A 24,816-nucleotide genomic window follows, 5' to 3' on the forward strand; every position below is an offset into this window, starting at 1 on the left:
AATTATCAAAATAATGTTTCTGATGATAAATCTGAAAAATGCCTGAATGTAAATCCCGTATTTTTCAATAAATGAAAGGTTAAGTCTACTTTTATAAGAGTTATAATGTAGGTTATGAAAAATATTTCTCAATAATAAAATGAAGAGAAAAATATGAAGAAGTAGAATAGATTACTTAATAGTTTTAAATTAATTAATATGATTAACTATTGATTATATTAGATAGGAGAGAATATTATGGCAAATGTACTCGTAATAAATTTCCCTGGAGAAGGTCATATAAATCCGACTTTAGCTATTGTAAGTGAGTTAATTCGGCGAGGGGAAACAGTTGTTTCGTATTGTATTGAAGATTATAGAAAGAAGATTGAAGCAACAGGTGCAGAATTCCGAGTGTTTGAGAATTTCCTCTCTCAAATTAATATTATGGAACGAGTAAATGAAGGTGGGAGTCCTTTGACGATGCTATCTCATATGATTGAAGCATCAGAGCGTATTGTTACTCAAATTGTAGAAGAAACAAAAGGGGAAAAGTACGATTACTTGATATACGATAATCATTTTCCAGTAGGACGTATTATAGCGAATGTTTTAAAATTACCTAGCGTTTCTTCTTGTACAACGTTTGCTTTTAATCAGTACATTACTTTTAATGATGAACAAGAATCGAGACAAGTAGATGAAACTAATCCATTATATCAATCTTGTTTAGCGGGAATGGAAAAATGGAATAGGCAGTATGGAATGAAATGTATTAATATGTATGATATTATGAATCATCCTGGTGATATTACTATTGTATATACTTCAAAGGAATATCAGCCGCGTTCAGATGTATTCGATGAATCGTATAAGTTTGTCGGTCCATCAATTGCTACTCGAAAAGAAGTAGATAGCTTTCCTATGGAAGATTTAAAAGATAAACAATTGATTTTCATTTCTATGGGAACAGTTTTTAATGAACAACCTGAGTTATATGAAAAATGTTTTGAAGCGTTTAAAGATGTAGAAGCGACAGTCGTATTAGTTGTTGGTAAGAAGATAAATATAAGTCAATTTGAAAACATTCCGAATAACTTTAAGTTGTATAATTATGTGCCGCAATTAGAAGTATTACAGTACGCTGATGTATTCGTGACACACGGTGGTATGAATAGTTCGAGTGAAGCACTATATTACGGTGTCCCGTTAGTTGTAATTCCGGTAACAGGAGATCAGCCTTTAGTTGCGAAACGAGTGAGTGAAGTAGGAGCTGGAATAAGGCTTAATCGTAAAGAATTAACTTCTGAATTGTTACGTGAGACTGTAAAGAAAGTAATGTATGATGTAACGTTTAAGGAAAATAGTCGTAAAGTTGGAGAGTCACTTCGAAATGCTGGTGGGTATAATAGAGCAGTTGATGAAATATTTAAAATGAAAGTGAATTCATACTTAAAACTTAAATAAATGTTTGGAGCACACTTACTGAAATACGTAAGTGTGTTTTTATAAATAAATCACATAAAAAATCACTATAAAGGTGAAACTTTTGTGTATATAAACTGATATCTTTGAATTAGTAGTAAAATTACGTTAAAATAATACTAAGAAAATATATATGTTTTGGGGGTAATGAATGAAAAGAGTATTTGAATACGTATTATTAACAATTGGATCGATTATTGTAGCGGGTTCATTAGAGCTTATTTTAGCACCTAATGGATTAGTAGATGGCGGGGTAACGGCCATTGCTATTATGGCAAATAAAGTTGCTGGATTACCGCTTTATGGAGTATTTTTAGGACTTAATATCCCAATTTTACTATTTACTGCAAAAGTAATGGGTAAGAAGTTCTTTATCCGTACGTCTTATGCAAATGTTGTTACAACACTTGGATTGATTTATTTAAAGCCATTTCCAGCAATTACAACTTCGGAATTATTAATTGTACTTTATGGAGGAGTTCTATTTGGTGTTGGTGTTGGGATTGTTGTAAAAATGGGTGGAGCAATTGATGGGTCAGAAATGTTAGCTGTTTGGATGAACAAGCATTTTAAAGTACCAATTAGTACATTTTTACTTGCTGTAAATGCGGTTATTTTTGTATTTGTTGCTATTTTATTTTCAATTGAGCAAGCGATGTTCTCATTAGCAATTTTCTATATTGTTACGAAAATGATTGATTTCATATTAGATGGTATTAATCAAGGAAAGAGCGTTATGATTATTTCTGGGAAAAATAAAGAAATAGGCGATTTGTTTATGAAAGAATTGCAATTATCCGTTACGTATCTACATGGAGAAGGTGGTTTTTTAGGAGAGCACAAGAAAATCATTTATTGTATTACAAACCGTTTCATTTATCCAAAAATGAAAGATCTCGTTCTCTCTGTAGATCCAACCGCTATAATTGAAGCTTCCTATTCAACAGAAACAACTGGTGTTAAGCGTCCAGGAAGGACTGCTCGATCAGGAGACGTATCAGAAAAATAGTGTGTAAAATAACTCCACATAAGTATAACTTATGTGGAGTTATTTTACTTAGGGAACCAGGCTTCCTTTAGTAATTTGACTACAATTTCGATACTATCTTCGGGAATGCTGCCGAAACCGAGTAGTACATAGGACGCCTCTCTTAAATTATGTACAGAATCATATGTAGAGAGTGGGTATAATTTGATTTGTTGGTTTGCAGCAGTATGAATAAGTTCTTGTTCGTTCATACCATTATGAACATGAAGTACGATATGCAGTCCAGACTGTTCGCCAAGTATTTGAACACGAGATCCCATGTCATTTTTGATAGATTTAACTAGTAGTGTGTGCTTTCTTTTATATAACGTACGACTACGGTTCAAATGGCGCTCCCAATCACCATTGTGAATAAAGGTTGCAAAAGCGAGTTGCTGTATTGTGGAAACAGTTTGTTTAAACATACCTTCAAGCTCTGTATAGATTTTTAATAGATGAGTTGGTAACACGATATACCCCATTCGCAAAGAAGGTAAGAAGGATTTCGAGAAAGTTCCCATATAAATAACGCGTTCATTTGAATCTAGTCCTTGTAAAGAGGGAATAGGTTTTCCTACATAACGAAATTCTCCGTCATAATCATCTTCAATAATATATCCTCCGCAATCATTGGCCCATCTTAATAATTCGAGCCTTCTAGATAATGGCATAATCATTCCAAGAGGAAATTGGTGTGATGGAGTGACGTATGCTACATTGGAACGTGATTCACGTAAAGCTGAAATACGAATCCCTTTATCGTCTAATGAAATAGGGTGAACAGGGAGACCAGAACTTTGAATCATGGCAGTTATACGGTGAAATCCAGGGTTTTCGATTCCGTATTCTTTTTTTGAACCAAGCAGTTGAAGTAGTAGCCAAAGAAGAGGCTGCGTACCGGCTCCGATAATAATTTGATCAGGTGAAGAATGTACCCCGCGGGCATGGTATAAATATTTTGAAATATGCGCTCGTAGAACGAACTCACCTTGAGGATCTTCTCTAGCAAATAATTCATTCTCATACTGGAATAAAGTTTCTTGTAACGCTCTTTTCCAGTTTGTAATTGGAAAAGCTTTTTGATCAATCAGTCCTTGGCTACAATCATAGTCATATTGTTCTTTTTTTATATTGTTAGCGCTGTTTGACACAACTTGTTGTTTATTTTGAATGACATCAATATCAACTTCTGCAACAAAAATCCCACGTTTCGGTTTACTTTCTACATAACCTTCAGCTAGTAATTGTTGATAAGCAGATTCAACAGTAATACGGCTAACATTAAGTTGTACCGCTAAATTTCTGTGAGAAGGAAGGCGTGTACCGGCAGGCAGTGATCCCTGAGAGATTTCTCGTTTCATATATTCGTAAATTTGTAAATAAATTGGTGTTTTACTTTCTAATTGCAATGGGATAGTAAGATCCATTTTATGAATTCTCCTTTAAAAACTGGCCATATAAAAAATAATCGAACTGTCACTTAAGTTAGGGGCAGTTACTTTTTATAATAATGATATAACATTTAGAAAATTTTATAAATAGTAAGGAGAGAATCATAATGAATATTAGAGAAGTAGTAACAGAAGCTGATTTACATGATGTATTCCCCGTATTACAGCAATTACGAACAAAAATTTCAAGAGAAGAAGCAAGTTCTTTATTTCAAAAAATGAAAAAAGAAAATTATAAACTACTCTCGTTACAGAATGAAGATGACGAAGTTGTTAGTCTAGCTGGTGTAGCGATTTGTACGAATTTTTATAATGAGAAACATGTTTTCGTATATGATCTTGTAACTGCAGAAGCTCACAGATCAAAAGGATATGGCAAGGTTCTGCTGTCATATGTAGAAAAATGGGGGGAAGAAAAAGGGTGCAGTTCTATCGTTCTTACATCAGCGTTTCCAAGAGTTGATGCCCATCGTTTTTATGAAAGAGAAGGCTATGATAAGGTAAGCTATTCTTTTTATAAAGAATTATAATATTAAGGGGGTTCTATGTGTGAGAACATATGGAACCCCCTTTTAATTTAGAATTGAAGAATGAGGAGGGTTAATTACTTATTTTGTCGAATAGTCTCTTTATAATTGAGACGATAATATTGAATTAAAAGAAGGTTAGGGGAGTTTATACTTGGAAAAAATTCAGAAACTATTAATCCCAAAAGGTGTAAGAGTTATCGTAATATCTGATATTCATGGCGAATTAAATCTTTTAAAGGAATTATTACATAAAGTTAATTTTAAAGATGATGATTATTTAATTATAAATGGCGACCTTTGTGAGAAGGGGAACGATAGCATTGGCGTCGTAAACTATGTGATGGATTTAGTAGTTAGCAAGCCAAATGTTTATGTAATTGAAGGGAATTGTGAAGCTGTAGTTGAAGCGTTTGTAAATGAAAACCCTGCGCTAATAAATTATTTATGTACGAGAAAGAATACAATTTTTAATGAATGGCTAGCGAAATTGAACGTTACCGTTAATGAAGAAAGTGATATTTGTGAAGTGAAAAACATATTGATGGGCCGTTTTTCAAAAGAAATAAAGTGGCTAACAGAATTGCCAACTGCTATTGAAACTGATGATTATATCTTTGTACATGCTGGCCTTGAAGATAGAGAGAATTGGAGACAAACAGACAGGAAAAATGCAATTGCAATGCCAGAGTTTTTTAATAAATCACATAGAGCAGATAAGTACGTAATTGTTGGACATTGGCCTGTTGTGAACTATTCCGAAGAGGCGCCGTCTAACAATCCAGTTATTGATAAGGAGAAAAAAATTATTGCGATTGATGGTGGTAATGCGATTAAAGAAGCAGGGCAATTAAACGCATTTATTATTCAGAGGACAACTTCAGGTGATACGTTTTCTTATACATATGTAGATCATTTTCCGCAGTATGAAGTATTGGCCGATTTTAATGCGAATTCAGTAATGCAGGGTGGGGTTACATATCCACATTATTACATAGAACCTGTGGAGAGAATGAAAGGTTTTACCGTATGTAAACAACTAGGAACAAATGAATTACTTCATGTGAAAAACGAGTATATAAAGCAACTTGAATCAGGTGAGTATACAGTGAAAACGGATATTTCTTGTGCGCAAATCAGTATTAGAAAAGGGGATACAGTTTCTTTAATTGATGGTAGCTGCATGGGATATGATTTAATTAAAAAAGATGGTGTAGAAGGCTGGATAGAGAAAGGAATTCTACTTGAGGTAGAAAAGAAGGGAAATGCAATATTTAGCTAAAATGGGAGGGATATAACCTCCTGTTTTTTATTAACTATGCTACGAGCTCGTACTTCATCCAATTTTTTCCGAAGTTCAGTTTCTAAATTAAACTCGAAAAAATTGGCTAATTTATATAAATAATTCGTATCATATAACAAAATTATATAAAATAGAGTGGAGTTTTGTTTTGATTTTTCTGAAAAAATATTATAATTGTATATGAAATAAAGAGGAATGTAGGAGGAAATTATGCAAAACGTTATATTAAAGGGGAACAAAGTTACAATTCGTACAATAGAAGAATCAGATATCAAAACATTATGGAGCTTCATATATAAAGAAGAAAATCCAGAGTGGAAAAAATGGGATGCACCATACTTTCCAATAACAATGCAAGAATATACGCGATATAAAGAAAACTCACAAAAACGTTTAATAGAAGAGCCGCTATCGAATTTAATTGTCGAAAATGACGGTCAAATTATAGGGACAGTCGGATTTTATTGGGAGCATAAACCGACGCGTTGGTTAGAAATGGGAATCGTAATTTATGACCCAGCATACTGGAATGGTGGATATGGTACAGAAGCATTAACATTATATAGGGACTTACTATTTGAAAATATGGAGATTGGTAGAGTAGGGCTTACAACTTGGTCTGGCAATGAAAGAATGATGAAAGTAGCAGAGAAAATAGGAATGAGCTTAGAAGGAAGAATGCGAAAATGCCGATATTATAACGGGACATACTATGATTCTATTCGAATGGGAATGATTCGTGAAGAATGGGAAGTGCTATGTGTAACGAAGGGGTGAGGAAGCATGTACGCTATCATTGCTACATTTGATTGTGTGTTCACTAATAAAATTAGAGAATTGCAAAATGAATTAACAAATATAATTGGAACAAATCCACTAGCCGGAGTAGAACCACATATTACATTGGCTGATTATAATGAGTTAGATGTTAATTTATATACTGAGAAGTTAGAGGAGTTTGTAGTTTTTCAAGAGAACATTGCTGCTGTAACTTTTCCTTCTGTTGGAACTTTTCCTACTAATAGAACGATCTTTCTAGCACCAACCATTACTGATGAGTTATTAAGACTTCATCATTCTTATCATGATTATTTCAAAGTTTTTCATGATAATCTACAGTCATATTACGTACCAGGAAAATGGGTTCCGCATTGCACGATTGCTAATGGGTTGAATTCAAATCAATTTTTAAGTGTAATGGAATATATATATGAAAAGTTTGATGTTACACTAGCTTCGATTGAGAAGTTAAAATTAATTAAGGTAAATTATGAAGATGGTTTTGCCATTTCTTCTAGTATTTTAGCAGAGTGTAATTTAAAGAGAATGGAGACATCGAGATGACATATGTAATTAGAGAAATGAAGCAAGAAGATATTCATGCTGTACAAAACGTAGCGAAAATAGCTTGGCATGATACTTACGAAGGAATTATTCCGGGAGAGATTCAAGACAACTTTTTAAATGAAGCGTATTCCGATGAAAAAATGAAATATCGCCTTGAAAATACACATTTATTTGTTGCGGAAGAAGAGGGAGAAGTAATTGGCTTTGCAAATTTTTCACCAATTAGACTGCAAAACGAAGCAGAATTAGGTGCGATTTATTTGTTGCCAGATCAGCAAGGGAAAGGGATAGGGACAGCTTTGTTACAAAAAGGGATCACGACGTTAAAAGGGATTCGAAAAATGTACATTCATGTAGAAGCGGAAAATGAAAAAGGAAAACGATTTTATGAAGCAAAAGGTTTTGCGGCTTTAGAGCAATTTGAAGAAGATTTCGAAGGGCATATGCTGCAAACAGTGAGAATGGTTTTATACATATAAGGAGGATCAGAAATGAAAATTTTTGATTTCAGTGAAAAAGTGGGAGAGCATATATCAGCATTTCAATCTAACTTTATAATGTCAAAAATATTAAAACATCAAGGGAATATACATATCGGTTCTATGCATCTACAACCGAATGGAGTTATTGGATATCATGAAGCAGTTGTATCTCAACTGCTTCTAGTTGTACAAGGAGAAGGATTTGTTTGCGGATCAGATAAAGAAAAAGTGAAGATAGGAGCTGGACAAGCTGCGTTTTGGGCGAAGGGAGAGTTACATGAAACGAGTACGGAAAAAGGATTGATGGCAATTGTAATTGAGTCAGACGGTCTTGAAAATGGTATTTCAATGATGATTAGAGGGCAGGAGGGAGAAAGGAATGATTACAAAAGCAGATGAGGAAGAAACGAAACAAATATTACATTATGCAGCTCAATCACTTTTCGAAGGAACGAGAGGGAATTGTCAACTAAGTACGGAAAAAGCGATTGAAATTACAAAACCTTTAGTAGAAAAAGGGGCATATTATATAGTTACAAAGGAAGAAAATAAAGTAGTGGGATGGATACTAATAGGAGAAAATGTGGACTATTTCTCTCGTGAAAAACTCGGTTTTATTTATGAATTGTATGTTTTTTCAGAGTATCGCGGGAGAGGATTATCACGAAAACTAATGAAAGCTGGGATCAAGGAACTACAAGAAAAGTATTCAGAAATTCGCTTGAATGTATTTACAGGGAACTTTGCAAAAGAAATGTACGAAGATTTTGGCTTCGTTGAAAGACAAGTAATCATGACGTTGAAGTGAGAAAACGATTTTAAGTGGGCGAAGAAACAAGAAAAAGAAAATGAGTATGTAATTTGTAAAGTTTATATTCTGAATTTTGGGTAAAAAAAGTTTTCTTTTTATTATTAAATAGAGGTAGAACGCTTAGCAGTCCTTTTAAAAAAACAATAAATTTATATTATATAATATAATGTTATTATGTTAAAAGAGAAATTTTGGAAAAATATCATTTTTTTGTTTAGAAATTTTTAAATTATTGATATAATCAATTTGTAGAATTGATTTTGGGTTAATTTTACTATTTTAAAATTTTAAGGGGGATTTAATAATGGCAGGACAAATTCGTATGTCACCAGAGGAGCTTAAATCAAAAGCGACTCGATATGGACAAGGTGCAAATCAAATTGAGGACATTTTACGTCAGTTACAAAACTTACAAAATGAATTAAGAGGAGAATGGGAAGGTCGTGCTTTCGAAGGTTTTGATCAACAGTTCAATCAATTAAAACCAAAAGTACAAAACTTCGCAGAGCTATTACAAGAAATTAATATGCAGCTTAATAAAACTGCAGAGGCTGTTGCTAGACACGACGAAGATCTTTCTCGTAATTTCGGTCTACAATAAAAACGGGCAAAAGAAATATATAATTTAGCCATGCAACTTTTGTTGTATGGCTAAATTGCTTTAAAACTAGAGTAAGATAAGGAGTCCTTAACTTAATAGACTCGCAGCCGCAGGAGTGATAAGTAGTGAAAAAGTTTAAGTGGAGCATCTTGTTGTTTATTATTTTAGCTCTTGTGCTATCAACAGGAGTCTCCTATTTAGCATTAAATCAAAATGTTAAGAAAGCTAATGAGAATAGCACGCCAAAAATGACAGTTGCATTAGTAAATGAAGATCAAGGAACTGTATTTGAAGGGAATAAAATAGCGTTTGGAGATCAATTTGTTAAAAATGTAAATAAAAATACGAAACAAGAATGGTACGTAGTTAGTCGCGGAGTAGCAGAAAATGGTTTGAAAAATAATAATTACAATATGATGATTGTAATACCTAATGATTTTTCTAGGAAAGCTGTTGCGATTGATTCAGAACTACCAGAGAAATTAACGTTAAACTACAAAGTAAATGCAACTGGGAATAAAGATTTGAAAGCTGAGGCTGAAAATACGGCGTCTACAATTTTAGAGGATTTCAATAAGCAAATCATCGACGTTTATTTTGCAAGTATTATCGGTAAGTTGCAAGGTGCACAAGATAATATAGGCAAAATAATTGAAAAAGGAAACGTTCAAACAACTATGTACAAAAAAGATGTACATAGTCCTTTGGCAAATTATACAAATCAATTTAAAACAGTGCAAGATTATACTGGGGTTTCTGTTACTAGTTTCAAAGGATTTCAGGATGTTTTAAAAGGTTTCGGTTTAGCGTTAGATGAAGGGAATAAATCTAACAATACGTATTTAGATGGTTTTAATAACTTTCAAAAAATGCAAACTGATAATAATCTGTTAGCGAATAATTTCACGAATCAATTTAATCAATACATGAGTGATATGAATACAGGCGATGTTTTAAAGCAGTTAAGCGCATTAGAATCTGCTAATAAAGTTATTACAAATCAATTTACGCTTTCAGAGAAAGAACCAAATATTTTAGCTGATGCTTCAGCAATTCAAAAAAATTTAACAGATGTAAAAAAACAAGTGTCAGAATATGATACAGAACTTGCAGAAAAGTTAGAAAGTGATATTCAAGGGACGATAATTAAAAAGTTAAAGCAATCTATGTCGAACGATGGAAAGCAAGAGATCTTTATAAATACATTAATGAAACAACCAGATGTTCGAATAAAGAAACAAATCGAAAGTTTAATTGCAAAATTACCTAGTTTAAACATGGAAGAAATCGTTCAAAGTGAATTGCCAGATGCAACGAAATTACAACTGCAAAATGTAATCCAATTTACAAATAAATATAATAAAGAAAATAATTTTTATTATGACCCTGTAAATAAAATATCTTTAGGAAATGCCATTAAAGAAGTAAAGGATAGACTTTATAAAGAGGGAATTACATTTAGTGATACGGCGAACGTAATTAAAATGGAATCTTCACAAACCTTGAAGATAAATATTCCAGAAGAATTTGAACTATATGGAAATACAGAGGCTTTACATATTGATGATGTGGATCGTACAAGTGACTTTCTTCAAAGCGAAGCAGGAGAAATTACAATACCTCCTCGTAATGAAGGGGATATAAAGATTAATCTGCATGTGAAGTTAAAAAATACAAACATCAATATAGATGTTTTCTCTCCTGTAATGTGGGACTGGAAATTGAGTGGGAATCATAAAAAAGAAACTAGTTCTGAAAAAGAAGAACCTAATAAAGAAGATAAAGGAACACAAACTGAAAACAGCAAGGTGGAAAATGTGGTTCATAAATCACAGTATGGCATAATGCCGTTAGTACACAATGCTAAAAAACCTATTATCAAAAAAATGGAAAATACAACAGGGAATAACGGAGGAAGCCAAGAAGGTGGATCTGGAATAGGTAACGGAGGAAACCAAGAAGGTGGAACTGGGACAGGTAACGGAGGAAACCCAAACCCTGGAACAGGTAATGGAGGAAACCCAAACCCTGGAACAGGTAATGGAGGAAACCCAAACCCTGGAACAGGTAATGGAGGAAACCCAGACCCTGGAACAGGTAATGGAGGAAACCCAGACCCTGGAACAGGTAATGGAGGAAACCCAAACCCCGGAACAGGTAATGAAGGAAATCCAGATCCTGGAACAGGTAATGAAGGAAATCCAGATCCTGGAACAGGTAATGAAGGAAATCCAGATCCTGGAACAGGTAATGAAGGAAATCCAGACCCCGGAACAGGTAATGGAGGAAACCCAGACCCTGGAACAGGTAACGGAGGAAACCAAAATCAAGGTGGTAACTCAACGACTATTGAAAGTACGACGAATCAAGTTGTACATCAAAAATCAGAAGAATTAACAAAAAATATATCTAGTGTATTAATAAAAGAAGCAGTAGATACAGTTGAAAGTTATCAAGGTTTAATTAGTCTGTACGAAATGTATTATGGGATTGATTTAAGAACGAAAGATGTAGGTCCTAAGCTAGAAGAGGGAAGTTTAGATGCAATTGCAACTGAACAATCTTTGTACTACGTATTAAATAAACAAAGCTTAATTGATTTAATTTCAAATCTTGTTTCATCAAGTATTACGACAGAAGTAAAGCAAGATATGACAGGTTTAAAACAAAAAATAGACTCTTATCAACAATTCATTACTAGTGCGGATCAAAATTCAATGCTACTAGCGGAGAAATTAAATGTAACGACGCAGCAAGCAACTAGTATGAATGAAAATTTAGGAGAGTATTTAAAAGGTTTAGCGAAATGGCGTGAGAGTAGCTTAAAGCTAGTTGAAGAACAGCAAGTGCTAACAACAAATAATACTGGTGAGCAAACAGCTGTTTTATCGTTAGATTCTGGTATTAAATCATTAATGATGCAAAGTCAGTCATTGGTCGAGAGTTCGAAGCATAGTTTAACAACATCAGACGATGTATATAAAACATTTGATCAAATTAATGGACAAGCAAAAGAAATTCAAGAAAGCGGAACGACAATTGTTTCAAAGGCTGATTCATTATTAAATGACTTTACAAAGAAAATGGACGATGATAAATCATTCTCCAAAAACTTTACTAAAATTTTGGCTAATAGCCGAATTGGTGATCGCCAAAATGAAATGTTATATCAATTTTTATCTAGTCCAGTTCAGAAACAAAATGATGGAGTCATTGTAGCTGGTAATGCTTTTACACCATATTTAATTGTATTAACTTGTTTTATTGTTGCGTTATTTACAGCATACGCAATTGCGAATCAAGAAAAGAAACGAACGCAATCAGATCATTTTGAAGAGAAGTTCTCATTAATTGATATGAATGTACCAACTACAGTAGTGGCATTCGGTATATCAATTGTGGAAGGAATTAGTATAGGTATCATTTCTGGACGTCTTTTACAGTTCGGTCAAGATCAAAGTTTATTATGGATTGCGTTTATCACAATCATTATGATGGCGTTTGTATTGGTCTCAACATACTTATTACGACAAATAAAAATGGTAGGGATGTTTATTCTATTAGTATTTTTAAGTATGTACCTATTTTTAACTGAAGCAGTTGGAAGTAAAGTAGATCAAATGTCGTCTGTTGGAAAGGTACGTCAGTTCTCACCACTTCAGTATATAGAAAGTTTTCTAAATGATTTTATTAGCGGTAAAGATACTGGAAAAGTTATTTTCATCGTGTTGTTTGTAATTGCCATTATCGGATTAGTTAGTAATCTATTTGTATGGCATAAGAAATGGGAGGAAAAAGAAGTAAATGATCAAACAATGGAGCATAGTGGCTAAGTTATCATTTCTCTCTATCCTTTTACTGTTTGTCGCGCTACCGATAAGGAGCGCGGCTGACAGTTATCTTGGTGATGATGGGAAGATTAAGTTTAAAGTAGACCGTGTTGAAGAAAGCGACCAAGAAAAAAATAAAAAGGAACATAAGGAAACGGAATTAGATAAAGCATCGATTGAGTTATTTAATAAAGAAATAGAAGAAGAAATTCAGAAAAAGAAAAAGAAAGAACAAAAAGATATGGAAGCTTTACGAGATTCTCTTTTTATAAAACAAAAAGAAATAAATGGTGTTAAAGATACGAAAAATAGTTTGTTTAGCAGTGAATACGTTGTCAGAAAAAGTGCAGATGAAGTAGCGAATAATGAAACAATGAATGAAAAGCCAATTAGTACAACAATAATATTATTATTTGGCGGTGGCATTGTACTTATTTGCATCGGTATTTATACAGTTCTTCGCAAAAGTTGGAGGTAAAGTAATGGCAATACAAACACATATTAATGTAACGGTAGATTTTAGTAAATGGAATGAAAATACATATGATTTACGTATTCCGAATCATCAATCTATTAAATATTTGTTGAAAAATTTATTAGATACGCTAAAGATTGATAATCATGAAGGTTCACATTTTGTAATTAAAGTAAAGAATAAGTCAATTGTTTTAACAGATAATGATCGTTTAATCGATCACCAAATAACAGATGGAGATATTTTACAAGTTTTATAAAGAATATGTTTACTTTTAGTTATTTGAAAATAAGTTATTACGGGTTATAAAGAAAAGGAGAAGAGGATAAAAATGACGGAAAAAACAATTCAAATTGATGCAATGAACTATCAATTTCAAATAGAAAAGGAAAATTGGAAATTGGAGATGACAAAATCTCAAACACGTATAAAAGACTTCCGTCAATTTGATGTAATTACGGGCGCATCATCTGAATTTGTACCATTAACGATAGAGGAAACGGATGATATGTTTACCTTTATATTTCAAGTGGATAAAAAATTATATAAGTGGGATGATCTTAGCCGTTTTGGAAGAAATGAGAAATTAAGACTGCTTCGAAATGTTGCGCAGTTTCGTAAATATTTAAATAAACGAATCACGTTCTTTTTACATCCGGACAATATAGTTTTTAATGCTAATTTAATGCCAAGTATTATACATAGAGGAATTCGAGATATTGTTCCACCAACCCCGTTGTTAGAAGAGCAATTTTTAACACAATATAAGTGTCTAATTATCGCTTTATTCTCCCAAAAGCACAATTTTGATGATTTGTATGCTGGGTTACTAAAAGATGCAAAAGAAACAACATTTGAACAGACGGTTGCTCAAATGGAAAGCTTAGATGCATTACTGCAATTTCTTGATGACAGCTTTGAGAAGGAACAAACAAAAACAGAAAAAAATATGCAGTTAGTACCTAAAAAAAGCTATAAATCGTTTAAATACTTAGCTTTTTCCTTCATAGCGGCGACTGTGATTTTAGCTGCTCCTTTAATATATTTCACTTTTATAAAATTTCCTTATCAAAATAAATTATTAGAAGCAAATGCGAGTTTCATAGCAACTGATTATGACAAAGTAATTACTCAATTAAATGAAGAGGAATTTGAATCATTACCGGTTGCGTCTAAATATGAGTTAGCATTTGCATACATTACAGCTGAAAAACTAGGTGAAAATCAAAAGAAAGCAATTATGAAAAATATTAGTTTGAAAAGTGATGAAAAGTATTTACTTTATTGGATGTATAACGGAAAAGGTGATTTTGATAAATCATTAGATTTAGCTAAGACACTTGATGATCCGCAGCTTATTATGTACGGCCTTGTTAAACAAATTGAATCGCTGAAAAATAATCCGGACTTGTCAGGAGAAGAGCGTGATCAAAAGTTAAAAACATATGAGCAACAATTAGATGAGTATAAAAAGAAATATGGTAATTCATCAAGCGATAAAGACTTGTCGGCCACAGAGAAAAAAGAGTAAGCAAGGACTTGATGAGACAGTTGAAAAGGAGCAGTGAACACGGATGGAGCAACTATTAGTATTGACTTATGGAGACAAAATATATAAGTGCACATTACATCCAAATGAGCAATCAATAGTGTCGATTGGAAAAGAGTGGACAAATGATATTACGAATCCAAGTTTAGAACAAGAAGTAGAATTAAAGTGGAATAATGAAGTGAACGCTTGGATGGTACAAAATCAATTAATAGAGTTCAATAAGGAATTTGAGATTGGAAAAACTAAAGATGTGAGCTTGAAAATCTTTATATCTATTATTGGTACAACTAAAGTGTTTGATATCGGAACGAAACATTCTCTTACAATTAGTCAAAACAGTTATGATGATATTTCTATTATCGGGACAAATGTGGATTTAATGCTATCTCGTGAAACGTTGTACGATTCTTTTAGAGTAAACGTATATGAAGGGGATGTATTTCATAATTATACGAAGCTAAAAGATAGCGCTATGTTAGAAGCAGGAGATCAATTATATTTTGATGGTGTTTTAGTAGAGATAGGCAGTGAAGATATTCAAGTATTGTCTTCAGAAGAGAACGTTAAATCTACGTTACCTATTTTAGTAGAATCCGAAACGAATTATCAAAGTGGTTATCCAGACTATCATCGTTCACCACGTATTATTTACCGTGAACCAGAAGAGAAAATGACAATTGCAAAACCTTCAAGTATGCCGTCAAAACCGACTGAGCATTTGGCGAGAATTATTGCACCATCTCTTGTCATGATTGTCGTAACGGTATTACTCGCTATCTTTATGAAATATGGAATGTTTATTATTGCATCGATAGCGATGACATTAGTAACGATTATTGTTTCTGTCACATCTTATATAAAAAATTTAAAGCAATATAAAATTGACATTGTTGAACGTGATAAAAGTTATAGAGCGTATATAAAACAAAAAACGAAAGATTTACATGCAGAAAGTGAAAAGCAGCGTCATGCATTACAATTTCATAATCCAAATGTTGAAGTAATACGTAATATGGCTGTGCAAGTAAATCCACGTATATATGAAAAAACAATGCTACATCATGATTTCTTAACATTTAGCGTTGGGACAGGACAAGCTAATACGAGTTTTGAAATCCAATTTAATGAAGAAGAATTTAGTCAAACGAAAGATGAATTAATTGATATAGCACGTGAACTAAGACAGCGTTATCTTTCTTTGGAAGATGTACCTGTTGTAACAGATTTGATAAATGGACCGGTTGGCTATATTGGACAACGCTCTTTAGTGTTAGAACAATTACAATTATTAGTTGTGCAAACCGCGTTATTCCATAGTTATTATGACTTGCAGTTTATTACTATTTTTCCTGAAGAAGAAAAAGAAAAATGGGATTGGATGCGCTGGCTACCTCATGGAAGTGTTCGAGATATAAATGTACGTGGATTTGTATACCATGATCGTAGTCGTGATCAAGTGTTAAATAGTTTGTATCAAATATTGAAAGAACGAAAATTAAAACTAGATGAAAAAAGTTCAACTAATGAAAAAATGTACTTTGCACCGCACTATGTCGTTCTCATTACAGATGAAAAACTAATACTAGACCATGTTGTTATGGAATTCTTTAATGATGATCCGAGTCAATTAGGTGTATCACTTGTATTTGTACAAGATGTTATGCAAAGTTTACCGGAGCACGTGAAAACGGTAATTGATATAAGAGATGCAAAACAAGGGAACATCATCTTAGAGCAAGGAGAGCTTGTTAACCGTCAATTTAAATTGAATCATGTACCGAAAGGGTTCAATTTAGAAGATGTCTCACGTGCATTGGCACCGTTAAACCATTTGCAAAACTTAAAAAATAGTATTCCAGAAAGCGTAACATTCCTAGAAATGTACGGTGTTGAAAAAATAAAAGAGTTAAACATTACAAGTCGCTGGCAGAAAAATGCAGCGCATAAATCTTTAGCTGTACCACTTGGATTACGTGGTAAAGAAGATATCGTAAACTTAAACTTACACGAAAAAGCACACGGACCACACGGGCTAATAGCAGGTACAACAGGTTCAGGTAAGTCGGAAATTATACAATCGTATATTTTATCTCTAGCAGTCAATTTCCATCCTTACGAAGTAGCCTTTCTACTAATTGACTATAAAGGCGGCGGTATGGCGAATTTATTCAAAAACTTACCGCATTTATTAGGAACAATTACGAACTTAGATGGAGCACAAAGTATGAGAGCGCTCGCATCAATTAAAGCCGAATTACAAAAAAGGCAACGATTATTTGGGGGAAATGAGGTAAATCATATAAACCAGTATCAAAAATTGTATAAAGAAGGCTTAGTAAGTGAACCGATGCCACATCTATTTTTAATTAGTGATGAATTCGCGGAACTGAAGTCAGAACAACCAGAATTTATGAAAGAGTTAGTTTCAACAGCGCGTATCGGTCGTTCACTCGGAATCCATTTAATATTAGCTACGCAAAAACCGAGTGGTGTTGTAGATGATCAAATTTGGAGTAACTCGAAATTCAAACTAGCATTAAAAGTTCAAAATACGTCAGATAGTAATGAAATTTTAAAAACACCAGATGCTGCTGAAATTACATTACCAGGACGTGCGTACTTACAAGTTGGGAACAATGAAATTTATGAACTATTCCAATCAGCTTGGAGCGGAGCAGACTATGTAGAAAATAAAGAGGATAAAGAACATTTAGACGCAACAATCTATGCAATAAATGATCTAGGACAATATGAAATATTAAGTGAAGACTTAAGTGGACTTGGTAGTAGTAAAGAAGTAATAAGCGTACCATCTGAATTGGATGCTGTTATTGACTACATTCACGATTACGCAGAAATAAATGAAATTGAAGCGTTAGCTAGACCGTGGTTACCACCACTTCCAGAAAGCGTATATTTACAAGACTTACACGCTATTCAGTTCAAAGAAGCATGGACGAAAGAAAAGAAACCATTAAAAGCAACAGTTGGTCTACTAGATCAGCCTGAATTACAATCACAAACACCATTAACACTAGATATTAGTAAAGACGGACACGTAGCGGTCTTCTCAAGTCCAGGCTACGGAAAATCAACATTCTTACAATCAGTCATTATGGATGTAGCTCGTCAGCATAGTCCGGAGCATTTGCATGTGTATTTATTAGACTTCGGAACAAATGGTTTAATGCCATTAAAATCTTTACCGCATGTGGCAGACATCATTACACTAGACCAAGTTGAAAAATGTGAGAAGTTTCTTCGTCGTATAGAAGACCTATTAAAAGATAGAAAGCAATTGCTAAGTAAATATGGCGTTGCAAGTCTTGAAATGTATGAGAGAGCTAGTAAAGAAGTATTACCAACAGTATTAATTACGTTAGATAACTATGATGCTGTTAGAGAGGCTGGATTTGTCGAAGACTTTGAACGCATTGTTGCACAAATTGTACGTGAAGGGGCAGCGGTAGGAATTCATTTAATGCTTACGGCTACACGTCAAAATGCATTGAGAGTACAAGTAAATACAAATATTAAACTACAAATTGCTCTATATATGATAGATGAGGCAGAATCTAGAGCCATTGTAGGAAGAACAGAGTTGAAAATTGAAGAATTAGCAGGACGTGGTTTAGTTAAAATTGACGAACCAACAATCTTCCAAACAGCTTTACCGACAGATGGAGAAGATGTACTTACTCGAATTGAAAATATACAAGCTGAAGGAAAAGAGATGGATTCCTTCTGGGATGGAGAAAGACCGAAAGCAATTCCTATGGTACCTGAAGTTCTGGAATACAAAGAGTTTATTGCATGGCCAGAAACAAGAAAAATTATTGAAGCAGGCAAACTAACATTTGGTGTAGAGACAGAAAACGTTACGCCTCTCGAATTAGATTTAACGGAAGCGTCTAATATTGTTGTAGGGGGAATCAAGAAAGATCAAGTTGAAAATGTAGTTCATCAATTCCTTCAACAGTTAGCTGACAGTGGACACTTTGACCTAGGTTTAATTGATACAAGAACACGTAATTTCTCAAACTATAGAGAGAGCGCCGCTTTATATGTAGCTGAAAAAACAGGAATTGAGAAAACGATTAAACAAGTTACAAATGCTTATAAATCGAGAGAAGCGGCGTTTAAAGAGGAGCAGGAAGCATCAAGTGAAACAGTGAACCCCGCTGAATTTATTAAGAGATTTAAGCCGATTGTAATCGTAATTGCAGATGTAAATGATATTTTAAGTAATTTAGAAGATAGCGATATATATAGTTTGGCGGAATTAATAACAAATGGTGCATTTATGGGCATCCACTTCGTAATTGGCTGTGATGTTGATTCAATTGACAGTCGATACGACTTAGTTTCAAAAACAATAAAAACGCAATCTCATGTTATTTTACTTAGAAAATCATCAGGCCAAATGGTCTTCGATGTATCTAATAAAGATTTAAGTAGTACAAAATTAAATCCATTTGAAGGGTATTTTGTTGAAAATCGTTTTGCTACTAGAATTAAAGTGCCAACTATTTAAGGGGGGATTTGCATGGGGATAGAGCAATTAAATAGTCAGAAATCTGGTTTGTTAAGTAGTATAAGTTATCAACAAGGGCAATTGGCTGAATTACAAATGAAACTACGAAGGCTAATAACTGCTAAAGGGAAATTTGTAAATAATCTTGAAGCAATTAAACAAAATCAAGAGCAGTTTAAGTCTTTAGAAATAAACGAGAGTAGTTGGAAGGGGCAAAGAGCAACTACTTTTAAAGAAACGTATGAACAACAAGTCATTTCTAATTTAGGGAGATTTATTGGAGAACTAGGGAGAGTGCAAGAAGACATCGATCAAGCCATACGACGGCTTGAAAGAGAAATCGCTGCATGTGAGTCTAGTATTCTTTCTCTAAGTAGAAGTGTTTCAATGGTTGACGCTAGTATTCAAGTAGAAGTACAGAAGGCGGGGAAATGATAAATGGGGGAAATTAAATTAAATAAAGGGGTATTTGATGCGAAAGTAAGTGATTTGAAAAGTGGTGCTAGTGATTTAGGAAAAACGAAATTTAATGATATGAAGTTGAGTCGTACGAATTTGACTAGATTAACTCAATTTTGTGAAGCAATCGAAATGTTATCTCAAAAGGTGCAGCAATATGAACAGTTATTAGAAAATGATTTAAATAACATACAACAAGCCGGGGAGAAAATAGTCGAACAAGATGAACAACTTGAAAAAAGTTTAAGCAGCATTCCGGGCCATTAATTTTGAAATAGGGGGGATGTAAGGTGGACAAAAATATTGAATTACAGGAAGTGAAAGAACTTCAAACGCGCTTTAATTCAAATGTTGAAGAGTTAAATCAACATTTCGAATCAGTATTACAAAAAATAATGGGTGTTACACAAATTAGCTCTTTTCAAGGGAAAACAGCTGATGGAATTAAAGGGTATTTAGCCATGGTTCATGGGAAAATTATTTCTAGTTATATGGAATCAGCTGAGTTATTAAAAGGTCAATTTCAAAAAACAATGGAGGATTTCAGTTCTACGGTTGACAGTGATGCAGATGTCAAAATTTACGGAATTTATTTGGATGATGTAAAGAAAAGAATTAATGGATACAATGAAGGGTTTAATCACTCTAATGACGAAGCGAGACAAACGGTAGGATCCATTAGTGATATTATTGCAATTCAATATCCATCATCCTCAGGAATTACGGAAGGATCTGTAAAAAGCCAAAAAGAAATTAGTGACACGCTTGAAAAGTTAGAAACTTATAACAGTCAACAAAATGACCTGCAAGCGTTTCGTGAAATGATGCATGCATTAGACAGTGGAATGAATCAAATACGAACTAATAGTGGAGATTTTTCTAGTAGTTCAATAGAAAAAATTATGTCTAGCAAGTGGTACGGAACCATAAATAATAGCACTACGGGGGGGAGTAATGGAAATTCAGGAGATGGATTGAGCATTGGAGATATTCTTTTAATGCTTGCAACGAAAGGAACAGTTATAACTGGAAAAATGGGATTCGTATTAGGAGCATTAAATTTTGTTCAAAATGCTAAACCTAAACGTGCTGATCTTATTGATATTCAAAAAGGTTTCTTAGCGAATGGAAAAATCGCGAATACATGGAGTAAATGGCTTAAAGGGGTAAATTCAGCGTTCTCTGTAGCAAGTTCTAAGAGTCTTTTTGGGAAAGGGCTAAAGGAAATTCCATTAGTCGGGAAGGCAGTTACAACTATGGGGAAAGTTGCACAAGAATTTTCCACAATTGAGAAAGTAGCTGCAAAAGTAGGGAATTTAAATCACTCATTACCTGAGAACAGTATTAAAGCAATTAATGTTCCAAAACATATAATAAAAAATTTGAAACCTTTTGGTATACCGGCGGTATTAATAAACTCTGCATTTGAAGTAGGTGAACTTCATACAGCTCTTAAATCAGACAAAACCGGGGTTGAGCAGGCAACCGACGTCACTTATTCTGTAGCAAAAGTTGCAGGTAATACTTACTTTTCGTGGGCTGGAGGTGTAGGTGGTGTAGAAGCGGGAGGTGCATTAGGTACACTAATTTGCCCTGGTATCGGTACTGCTGTTGGAGCTATTGCAGGTGGAATAATTGGAGCTACTGTAGGAAGTACAGTGTTTAGTAAAGCATTTGAATATATTGCACCACGAAAAAAAATGAAAGAATATGCATCGAATTTTACAAAATCTATAAAAAAATGGTTTGAATAAACTTATTAAAGAAAAGAGGGGAATAAAAGTCTTTTAACTAGACTTTTTAACAGTTATGGAAAAAAAATATACGTTTTCTTTAGAAGAATTAGCATTCCTATTAAATTATAAAGATAATCAACCCTTTGCCAAATCACTATTACAAATAGTTTATGATGAGCTTAAAGAAACGGAAACAGAAAAGATCTTTTTAACAGCAGCACATTCCTTATTAGCAAGGAATTTACTAACATTTGATGAACAAAAACAAGAAGTATTCCCAAAGCCTGATGTAGAAATATTATTTAATATTTTTAATCGTCCATCTATTTCTATTTTATTGCAAAAAATTGATTTTCAAAATGATATAACAATCACTGGTAATATTTATAATCAAGGTGACTTTAATATTTCATATCAAAGTACGAATGGAATTGTACATACAATTAAAAATTTATCAGATTATGAATTGTATGCAGAAGCAAAAAATCTATTGCAAATTGAGATTGAAAAACAAAATATAAATATTGATTTAGAAGAAACTTTACCAAATCATGTAGTACAAGAAATTGGTAATCTTATTACTTTGTCTATTGAAGAGGGGAAAAATATTTTAATTGAGAACGGTGTAAAACCTTCACATGCAGAAGTTTTCCTAAATGATATAAAAACAACAAAAAGTATATACAGTGTTATGCGACTTGATACACAAGACAAAGGTGAGGTTATTTCAGATAAAGGTTTCTTTATTATTGAAACAGCACATACACAATGGATATTATCTCATTTAGAAGATAGTACTATATTTGATTTATCACAACTAGACGATAATAGTACATTTACTTTATCTCAATTATCAAAAGGGAATTTTGAAAATGGAATGAAAACATTATTTATAAGTTAAATAGTAGAGAGAGGAATGTAACGCCTTGGATAAAGATCCTAAAACTGCAAAAACAGAAAAAGGTTTATTTGAAAGTGTAATAGCACCTATTATTGTCGGGATTATGTTTATTTTTTTAATTTTATATAAAGTAGCAGAGTTTCTGGGGAAATGGCTCATTATCTTGTCAATACCGAGCTTTATTGTTACTATGTTTATTTTTTTATATCAGAAAGAATATGGAGGTGTATTGGTTGGTGGGATAGGCTTAATAATAATGCTATCGATGTATTTTGTGTTTGTTAGAAAAAGTAAAAAGGGTTAATTCTATGTTGCAAACTAAAAAAGCTTTTTGTGCGGCGTTAAATTTATCTACAAAAATATAATTATTACATGAACGAAGTGAAAATAAAAAAAGTCTATTAAAAGACAGATAATCACCTATTATTTGTGGTTGATTATCTTCTTTTGTCTGTATATCGGTTTGGCTTTTAATCATTATTTAAAGTATGTCATACACCCTACTGTCCAGCTATACGTATCTGATCTTAGCCCGTTCCTTCATTTTTTATCTTAGAAATAGCATGGGCAGAAAGAGCGATAGTTTAAACATGTCGGGAGATTAAGTAGGAGTTACATGATGATAGGATAAATCAAGAACGTGTTGTGATGTAGAGGCACAAATCAAAATAGATTTATAATACCGAAATTAATAGGAGAATCATATGGAAAAATATTATATTTATGAATCGAAAGTTAAATTAATCAGAAGGTTTTTTTTATTCGTTGTAATTGAAGTTTTGTTGCTTATTTTTGTTATATTCACTTTCTCGTCTGAGGAAGCTTACTATGTAAGGGGGGCTATAGTTGGGATCGGTGCATTAATCATGTTAGTTGCTTTGTGGAAAATATTTAAGAAGATTATGAATAGAACACCAGTAGCCATTTTAGAATCAGAGTATATTACGGTTATTAATGATGCTAAATATCCTGTGAAAATCGCTTTAAAAGATGTAAATAGTATTTTACCCTATAAAATTCGCAGGCAGTCGTTCTTAGGAGTTTTGATAGAGGATGATGTTGAAGAGCAATATATAGCTTCTTTACCAACGAAAGCGCAACGGATGTATCGAATTAATAAGCGTACTGGATTTGTACCGTTTAATATTCATATGAACTTATTAGAAATAGACAGAGAAACATTAGTTGCTAAGCTAGAAGAATATCATATGAACGTTTTAGCTCCAGAAGATGAAGCGCAGTAATATAATAGGAGCAGTAACTTGATTTCATTTTTGAAAAATTTTTTATCTGTTATAAATGAAGCATCTCAAAAGAGATAGTTTTGAATAGTATAAAGCTATATGGTGCCAATAGAACCTTCTCTTTTCATGTAAATGAGAAGGTTTTTATTTTAAATCTACATGATTTAAGTAAAGGTAGTTAAAGGTGGGAAACTTGGATGTGGGATATAAAAGAAGAAGATTTAGATAAGTTTAGGATGACATGTAATGATCGTTTAAGTCCTGAGGGTGCTACAGGATTTATGTTTGGAGGAATACTATTTAGTTCAATAACCATTTTTTCTATTGTTTTATCAGCTGGGTGGGATTACTGTATGCTTCTCTTTAATATAGGAATTGTTAAGTTAGAAGTGTTCTTATATATCCTACAAATAATTCTTTTAATTATTTATTCATTTCCGAAAGCTCAATTTAAATTTCAAAAACTACAAACCCTTGTTGTATTATTATATGCATTCCAAATGGCAACAATAGCACCTACTGCTTTGACTGTTACTAAAATGGCTAATAATTCAATTGACTGGATTACAATAATGTATGCGGGTTTATTGCTTTTGGGAGCAGTAATTTTTCATATTGTGACAACAATTGATACGTTTAAACAAGCGAGTGAAGGTGCGTTTAGTATGGATGAAAGGTCTGCTTCTTTCTTTAGTAAAACAAAAGGGAATATGATGAAGTGGGCTACACTATACGCAATAACTATTCTTATTTTGATATATTTTCATAACGATTATGGGTTTGATGATTTATTTATGTATGTAGTAGGGAGCTTTTTAATGTATACGATAGCCATCGGTGCAGCAGAATTTCAATTATTAGCTTATTGTAGATTTGAATTTCCATCATTTAACATTTCGTGGGAGCAACATAAAAGAGAAACTCCAAGATATCAAAAGAAAAATAAAAAAAGTAAATCGAAACGTAAGGCATAAAGAAAGTGTGTATTGTAAGTTTTGATGGTAAAAAAAGTAATGATTTAAAGGAGAGTATTTGAACTACCAAAAGAAATTTTAATTATGTAAGGTGATTA

23 protein-coding genes are annotated in these 24,816 nt (G+C 33.0%); 22 read left to right on the forward strand and 1 reads right to left on the reverse strand.

Going from position 1 to position 24,816, the window contains the following annotated elements:
• Positions 1–237: 237 nt before the first annotated feature.
• Positions 238–1,446, forward strand: a complete 1,209-nt coding sequence (locus MKX37_RS10210; protein ID WP_002141425.1) for a macrolide family glycosyltransferase — start codon at positions 238–240, stop codon at positions 1,444–1,446.
• A gap of 169 nt (positions 1,447–1,615) precedes the next feature.
• Positions 1,616–2,473 (forward strand): YitT family protein, encoded by an 858-nt coding sequence (locus MKX37_RS10215; protein ID WP_003188849.1) that lies wholly within the window; start codon positions 1,616–1,618, stop codon positions 2,471–2,473.
• A 44-nt stretch (positions 2,474–2,517) separates the two neighbouring features.
• Here the strand turns inward: MKX37_RS10215 and pdxR are convergent, their stop codons facing one another.
• Complete coding sequence (gene pdxR / locus MKX37_RS10220) at positions 2,518–3,918, reverse strand: MocR-like pyridoxine biosynthesis transcription factor PdxR (RefSeq protein ID WP_033730240.1); 1,401 nt, start codon at positions 3,916–3,918, stop codon at positions 2,518–2,520.
• Positions 3,919–4,049: 131 nt separating this feature from the next.
• On the opposite strand from pdxR, the gene MKX37_RS10225 reads away from it, so the two are divergent.
• The 20 genes from MKX37_RS10225 (at position 4,050) to MKX37_RS10320 (ending at position 24,718) form a co-directional block, all read left to right on the forward strand.
• Entirely contained in the window at positions 4,050–4,472 is a 423-nt protein-coding gene (locus tag MKX37_RS10225) for a GNAT family N-acetyltransferase (RefSeq protein ID WP_002127030.1), read from the forward strand.
• 151 nt (positions 4,473–4,623) lie between these two features.
• Positions 4,624–5,751, forward strand: a complete 1,128-nt coding sequence (locus MKX37_RS10230) for a metallophosphoesterase (RefSeq protein WP_003188854.1) — start codon at positions 4,624–4,626, stop codon at positions 5,749–5,751.
• A 231-nt stretch (positions 5,752–5,982) separates the two neighbouring features.
• Positions 5,983–6,549, forward strand: a complete 567-nt coding sequence (locus MKX37_RS10235; protein ID WP_002012489.1) for a GNAT family N-acetyltransferase — start codon at positions 5,983–5,985, stop codon at positions 6,547–6,549.
• Between the two features lie 6 nt (positions 6,550–6,555).
• On the forward strand, positions 6,556–7,116 hold the full coding sequence (locus tag MKX37_RS10240; RefSeq protein ID WP_002127032.1) for a 2'-5' RNA ligase family protein: 561 nt from the start codon (positions 6,556–6,558) through the stop codon (positions 7,114–7,116).
• On the forward strand, positions 7,113–7,598 hold the full coding sequence (locus MKX37_RS10245) for a GNAT family N-acetyltransferase (protein ID WP_002127033.1): 486 nt from the start codon (positions 7,113–7,115) through the stop codon (positions 7,596–7,598). Before MKX37_RS10240 ends, MKX37_RS10245 begins: the two co-directional genes overlap by 4 nt.
• A gap of 12 nt (positions 7,599–7,610) precedes the next feature.
• Entirely contained in the window at positions 7,611–8,000 is a 390-nt protein-coding gene (locus tag MKX37_RS10250; protein ID WP_002012492.1) for a cupin, read from the forward strand.
• Positions 7,981–8,409, forward strand: a complete 429-nt coding sequence (locus MKX37_RS10255; protein ID WP_002127034.1) for a GNAT family N-acetyltransferase — start codon at positions 7,981–7,983, stop codon at positions 8,407–8,409. The genes MKX37_RS10250 and MKX37_RS10255 overlap by 20 nt, the downstream gene beginning before the upstream one ends.
• A gap of 307 nt (positions 8,410–8,716) precedes the next feature.
• The gene (locus MKX37_RS10260; RefSeq protein WP_000918598.1) at positions 8,717–9,013 is read left to right on the forward strand and encodes a WXG100 family type VII secretion target; all 297 of its coding nucleotides are present in this window, start codon (positions 8,717–8,719) and stop codon (positions 9,011–9,013) included.
• Between the two features lie 125 nt (positions 9,014–9,138).
• The gene (esaA, locus tag MKX37_RS10265) at positions 9,139–12,846 is read left to right on the forward strand and encodes a type VII secretion protein EsaA (protein ID WP_341088945.1); all 3,708 of its coding nucleotides are present in this window, start codon (positions 9,139–9,141) and stop codon (positions 12,844–12,846) included.
• On the forward strand, positions 12,818–13,321 hold the full coding sequence (essA, locus tag MKX37_RS10270; RefSeq protein ID WP_033730233.1) for a type VII secretion protein EssA: 504 nt from the start codon (positions 12,818–12,820) through the stop codon (positions 13,319–13,321). Before esaA ends, essA begins: the two co-directional genes overlap by 29 nt.
• A 4-nt stretch (positions 13,322–13,325) precedes the next feature.
• A complete protein-coding gene (locus tag MKX37_RS10275) occupies positions 13,326–13,577 on the forward strand; it encodes an EsaB/YukD family protein (protein WP_016120098.1) in 252 nt (83 codons plus the stop codon).
• Between the two features lie 72 nt (positions 13,578–13,649).
• Positions 13,650–14,849, forward strand: a complete 1,200-nt coding sequence (gene essB / locus MKX37_RS10280) for a type VII secretion protein EssB (RefSeq protein WP_002127042.1) — start codon at positions 13,650–13,652, stop codon at positions 14,847–14,849.
• Positions 14,850–14,892: 43 nt separating this feature from the next.
• Positions 14,893–19,404 carry a type VII secretion protein EssC gene (gene essC / locus MKX37_RS10285; protein WP_033730230.1) on the forward strand — a complete coding sequence of 1,504 codons (4,512 nt, stop codon included), beginning with the start codon at positions 14,893–14,895 and terminating at the stop codon, positions 19,402–19,404.
• 12 nt (positions 19,405–19,416) lie between these two features.
• Positions 19,417–19,839 (forward strand): YwqH-like family protein, encoded by a 423-nt coding sequence (locus MKX37_RS10290; RefSeq protein WP_033730229.1) that lies wholly within the window; start codon positions 19,417–19,419, stop codon positions 19,837–19,839.
• A gap of 3 nt (positions 19,840–19,842) precedes the next feature.
• Positions 19,843–20,130, forward strand: coding sequence for a TIGR04197 family type VII secretion effector (locus tag MKX37_RS10295; RefSeq protein WP_003193397.1), 288 nt, complete (start codon positions 19,843–19,845; stop codon positions 20,128–20,130).
• Between the two features lie 23 nt (positions 20,131–20,153).
• Positions 20,154–21,617 carry a T7SS effector LXG polymorphic toxin gene (locus tag MKX37_RS10300; RefSeq protein WP_003193395.1) on the forward strand — a complete coding sequence of 488 codons (1,464 nt, stop codon included), beginning with the start codon at positions 20,154–20,156 and terminating at the stop codon, positions 21,615–21,617.
• A gap of 55 nt (positions 21,618–21,672) precedes the next feature.
• Positions 21,673–22,500, forward strand: coding sequence for a hypothetical protein (locus MKX37_RS10305; protein WP_003193393.1), 828 nt, complete (start codon positions 21,673–21,675; stop codon positions 22,498–22,500).
• A gap of 25 nt (positions 22,501–22,525) precedes the next feature.
• Positions 22,526–22,804, forward strand: coding sequence for a hypothetical protein (locus MKX37_RS10310; protein WP_003193391.1), 279 nt, complete (start codon positions 22,526–22,528; stop codon positions 22,802–22,804).
• Positions 22,805–23,204: 400 nt separating this feature from the next.
• The gene (locus MKX37_RS10315) at positions 23,205–23,744 is read left to right on the forward strand and encodes an STM3941 family protein (protein ID WP_003193390.1); all 540 of its coding nucleotides are present in this window, start codon (positions 23,205–23,207) and stop codon (positions 23,742–23,744) included.
• 197 nt (positions 23,745–23,941) lie between these two features.
• The gene (locus tag MKX37_RS10320) at positions 23,942–24,718 is read left to right on the forward strand and encodes a hypothetical protein (protein WP_078422407.1); all 777 of its coding nucleotides are present in this window, start codon (positions 23,942–23,944) and stop codon (positions 24,716–24,718) included.
• Positions 24,719–24,816: the final 98 nt, after the last annotated feature.

Origin of the sequence: Bacillus sp. FSL R5-0709 (assembly GCF_038004785.1) — a bacterium.
Taxonomy (GTDB): Bacteria; Bacillota; Bacilli; order Bacillales; family Bacillaceae_G; genus Bacillus_A; species Bacillus_A mycoides.

Coding starts and splice junctions, on each gene's coding strand:
- MKX37_RS10210 (WP_002141425.1), top strand. CDS start 238: ATGGCAAATGTACTCGTAATAAATTTCCCTGGAGAAGGTCATATAAAT.
- MKX37_RS10215 (WP_003188849.1), top strand. CDS start 1,616: ATGAAAAGAGTATTTGAATACGTATTATTAACAATTGGATCGATTATT.
- pdxR (WP_033730240.1), bottom strand. CDS start 3,918: ATGGATCTTACTATCCCATTGCAATTAGAAAGTAAAACACCAATTTAT.
- MKX37_RS10225 (WP_002127030.1), top strand. CDS start 4,050: ATGAATATTAGAGAAGTAGTAACAGAAGCTGATTTACATGATGTATTC.
- MKX37_RS10235 (WP_002012489.1), top strand. CDS start 5,983: ATGCAAAACGTTATATTAAAGGGGAACAAAGTTACAATTCGTACAATA.
- MKX37_RS10240 (WP_002127032.1), top strand. CDS start 6,556: ATGTACGCTATCATTGCTACATTTGATTGTGTGTTCACTAATAAAATT.
- MKX37_RS10245 (WP_002127033.1), top strand. CDS start 7,113: ATGACATATGTAATTAGAGAAATGAAGCAAGAAGATATTCATGCTGTA.
- MKX37_RS10250 (WP_002012492.1), top strand. CDS start 7,611: ATGAAAATTTTTGATTTCAGTGAAAAAGTGGGAGAGCATATATCAGCA.
- MKX37_RS10255 (WP_002127034.1), top strand. CDS start 7,981: ATGATTACAAAAGCAGATGAGGAAGAAACGAAACAAATATTACATTAT.
- MKX37_RS10260 (WP_000918598.1), top strand. CDS start 8,717: ATGGCAGGACAAATTCGTATGTCACCAGAGGAGCTTAAATCAAAAGCG.
- essA (WP_033730233.1), top strand. CDS start 12,818: ATGATCAAACAATGGAGCATAGTGGCTAAGTTATCATTTCTCTCTATC.
- MKX37_RS10275 (WP_016120098.1), top strand. CDS start 13,326: ATGGCAATACAAACACATATTAATGTAACGGTAGATTTTAGTAAATGG.
- essB (WP_002127042.1), top strand. CDS start 13,650: ATGACGGAAAAAACAATTCAAATTGATGCAATGAACTATCAATTTCAA.
- essC (WP_033730230.1), top strand. CDS start 14,893: ATGGAGCAACTATTAGTATTGACTTATGGAGACAAAATATATAAGTGC.
- MKX37_RS10290 (WP_033730229.1), top strand. CDS start 19,417: ATGGGGATAGAGCAATTAAATAGTCAGAAATCTGGTTTGTTAAGTAGT.
- MKX37_RS10295 (WP_003193397.1), top strand. CDS start 19,843: ATGGGGGAAATTAAATTAAATAAAGGGGTATTTGATGCGAAAGTAAGT.
- MKX37_RS10305 (WP_003193393.1), top strand. CDS start 21,673: ATGGAAAAAAAATATACGTTTTCTTTAGAAGAATTAGCATTCCTATTA.
- MKX37_RS10315 (WP_003193390.1), top strand. CDS start 23,205: ATGGAAAAATATTATATTTATGAATCGAAAGTTAAATTAATCAGAAGG.
- MKX37_RS10320 (WP_078422407.1), top strand. CDS start 23,942: ATGTGGGATATAAAAGAAGAAGATTTAGATAAGTTTAGGATGACATGT.